3 protein-coding genes and 1 pseudogene are annotated in these 2,438 nt (G+C 62.0%); all 4 read left to right on the forward strand.

Annotated elements, in window-relative coordinates:
• Positions 1-185 (forward strand): annotated as a pseudogene (locus RB628_RS40245) (IS701 family transposase); the annotation flags it as partial.
• Positions 182-343, forward strand: coding sequence for a hypothetical protein (locus tag RB628_RS40250; RefSeq protein WP_318325604.1), 162 nt, complete (start codon positions 182-184; stop codon positions 341-343). The pseudogene RB628_RS40245 and the gene RB628_RS40250, both read left to right, overlap by 4 nt.
• Before the next feature lie 789 nt (positions 344-1,132).
• Positions 1,133-1,594: a hypothetical protein gene (locus RB628_RS40255; protein ID WP_318325605.1), complete on the forward strand. Its 462-nt coding sequence runs from the start codon at positions 1,133-1,135 to the stop codon at positions 1,592-1,594.
• Positions 1,595-1,639: 45 nt separating this feature from the next.
• The gene (locus tag RB628_RS40260) at positions 1,640-2,371 is read left to right on the forward strand and encodes a hypothetical protein (RefSeq protein WP_318325606.1); all 732 of its coding nucleotides are present in this window, start codon (positions 1,640-1,642) and stop codon (positions 2,369-2,371) included.
• Positions 2,372-2,438 lie beyond the last annotated feature (67 nt).

The raw sequence follows: 2,438 nt of genomic DNA on the forward strand, positions 1-2,438 counted from the left end.
GCTGGATGGTGGAGGAGTCGTTCCAGGTCGCCAAGGGACAGGTGGGGCTGGACGAGCACGAGGTACGCAAATGGTGCTCGTGGTACCGGCACACCACCGTGTGCATGCTCGCCATGGCCTTCCTCGTCACCGTCCGGAGCCGGCTCATACCCGCCCCACCGATGACTCCCGACCCCCGACCGTGAACGAGATCCGCCGCCTGTACGACCGGATCGTTGTCGCTCCCGCCCGTACCGCCCGGACCTGGCTGGCCATGCACTGGCACCGTTGGCGCACCCGCCACCAGACCCGGGCCCGAACCAGCCACTACCGCACCCGAACCGCCCGCGCTCACTCACCGTAAGACCACCGGCTGTAGTACTACTCAGCTCAGACCCCTACAGGACCACCAAACGCCCCGCCAGAGTCACCCGCAGCGGAGCCACCGCCCGCCGTGCAACCCGTCGGATCACTGACCCGTGTGCATTCTCGGTCGACCACCGCCCCACTCCCTCAGCGGCACCATCACGCCAGGTCGCCTCGACGCAACACCAAGCACACCCACAAGCCAACGCAGGGGACAGAACGGTCAACCGCCCTCCTCTCCGGCCCTCCGAGCATCTGCCGGTCCGCTCCTCGTCAACGACAGAACTAGCAGGTCAGAAGCATCTGCATCCGTCACCCGGCCCCTCAGACCCGATCCCCTCGACCCGCACCCGTCCGCATCCGCTACCCTGTCCTTGGTCAGTATTCGGTACGCCATGTTGTCTGCCCGAGCAACAACGCACGGGACGTGGCACCACTCCTGACCAGCGGGTTTGTATCCTTGCCGAGAATGCATCACCTGGACTTATCGACAAGGTTTTCCACAAGCCCCCGCCTTCGTGGGATGTGTGGGAAATTCCGTCGTCGCAGCTCAGGCCATGTGCCCGGCGACGCCCGCAAACGCCTCAGCCCGATTCCCAAACGCCTCTCTCGCGTTCTTGCAGCTCACGACACGTGTCGCACTCGACAGGGCAGGCCCTGATTCGCTGCAACCTGTGCAGCCCGATCAGGCACGGCGCCGGCACACATCGCACGTACGGGTCGGCCACTCACCCATCGGATGGCCTTCAAGTTGCTACTTGAGTAGCGAGCTGTGCAGCCTTACTCCGTGCCTGACTCACACCTCCCACAGCCACACTTCGACCGCTGCGCCTACCTACTCCTCGTGGACGACGAGGACCGCCTCATGTTGTGCGGCACCTGCTGCAGCGGCTGGACGGTGCCCCGGGTACTGCTCGACCCCGAGGTCGATTTCCGTGACGCGGCCACACAATTCCTGGCCGATCGGTTCCAGATCCACAATCCCAAGTACGGAACCGTCTACGGAGTTCGCAAAACGCAGGATTCCGAGTGCTGGGAACACGAGCACCCGACGGTTGCGCACGTCCTGCTTGTGAGAATCAGCTCCGAGGAGTCCGACTCCATTCAGCGGACTTCCACAAGGCATGCCAGATGGGGGATCGGCGAGCTCAAGGATCGCCACCGCGAGATCTCACCAGAGGGTGTCGTCCTTTTGGTTTCCGGCTACGTAGAGGGCTGGATTCCCGACGGCAAGATCTCTCTCCACTGATGCGCTCAGAAGAATCCGTAAATCTCTCTTTCGCCTGGAGGTTTGATGTCCCTGCATGCCATCGAGATCATTCTGACTCGAACTGTCAGCGGCGTTGAGCTGCAATCTGCAAAACGAGCTGGCGGGATGCCGATGGCCTCGTCATCTGACGGTAAGCGCATCGTCGTCCTCGTATCGGCGAAGAGCGTGAATCAGGCGATCAAAAAGGTATGGCGCAGGCTTGAGGAGGCTCTCCCCATCGATGTTCTCTGCACTCTATTTCCCGGGCCGGACGGAATGCTACGCATGAGCATTCCTTTCACTCCGGAGGACAGAAGGCGGATCCGCACGTTGGCAAGAGCGACAGGGAAGAGTGCAGAGGATTTTCTCAGCGACGCAGTCTCGGAGGCCTTGGCACGTGATCGCTCAGACGAGTCGGCGCGCCGGGATTGTGTGCTCAATCTACTGTTTCATCGCTGCACATTCGGGCAAGTGCCGCTGTCTTCGAGCGGTACCCTGCCGATTTCAGTGCTGCCTTCTGGTTTGAGTGACCTGGTTCGGCGCGTGTCCGTTTCCGGGGACCGGGTACGTCTTGTCGATGATGGTCGTCCCGTTGCTGTGCTGATTGGCGAGCAGACGCTGGCGGATCTTGAGGACGAGCTCGCGATCGCGGAGTGCCGAATGAGAAAGGCCGACGGTACGCCTCGGATTCCTCACGACGAAGCGGTGGAAGAGGCCGCGGTGAAAGACGGCGAAGAGGGCGAAGGTAACGAAACCGCGGGTTCAACCGGGGTCTGATGACGAACGCAAGTACTACAGCCTCAGATCTTGAGGTTGTGATCGGTTCTGCTCGGGTTGTCGCCAG

The sequence above is a fragment of the Streptomyces sp. ADMS genome (assembly GCF_033441795.1).
Lineage (GTDB): Bacteria > Actinomycetota > Actinomycetes > Streptomycetales > Streptomycetaceae > Streptomyces.

Coding starts and splice junctions, on each gene's coding strand:
- RB628_RS40260 (WP_318325606.1), top strand. CDS start 1,640: ATGTCCCTGCATGCCATCGAGATCATTCTGACTCGAACTGTCAGCGGC.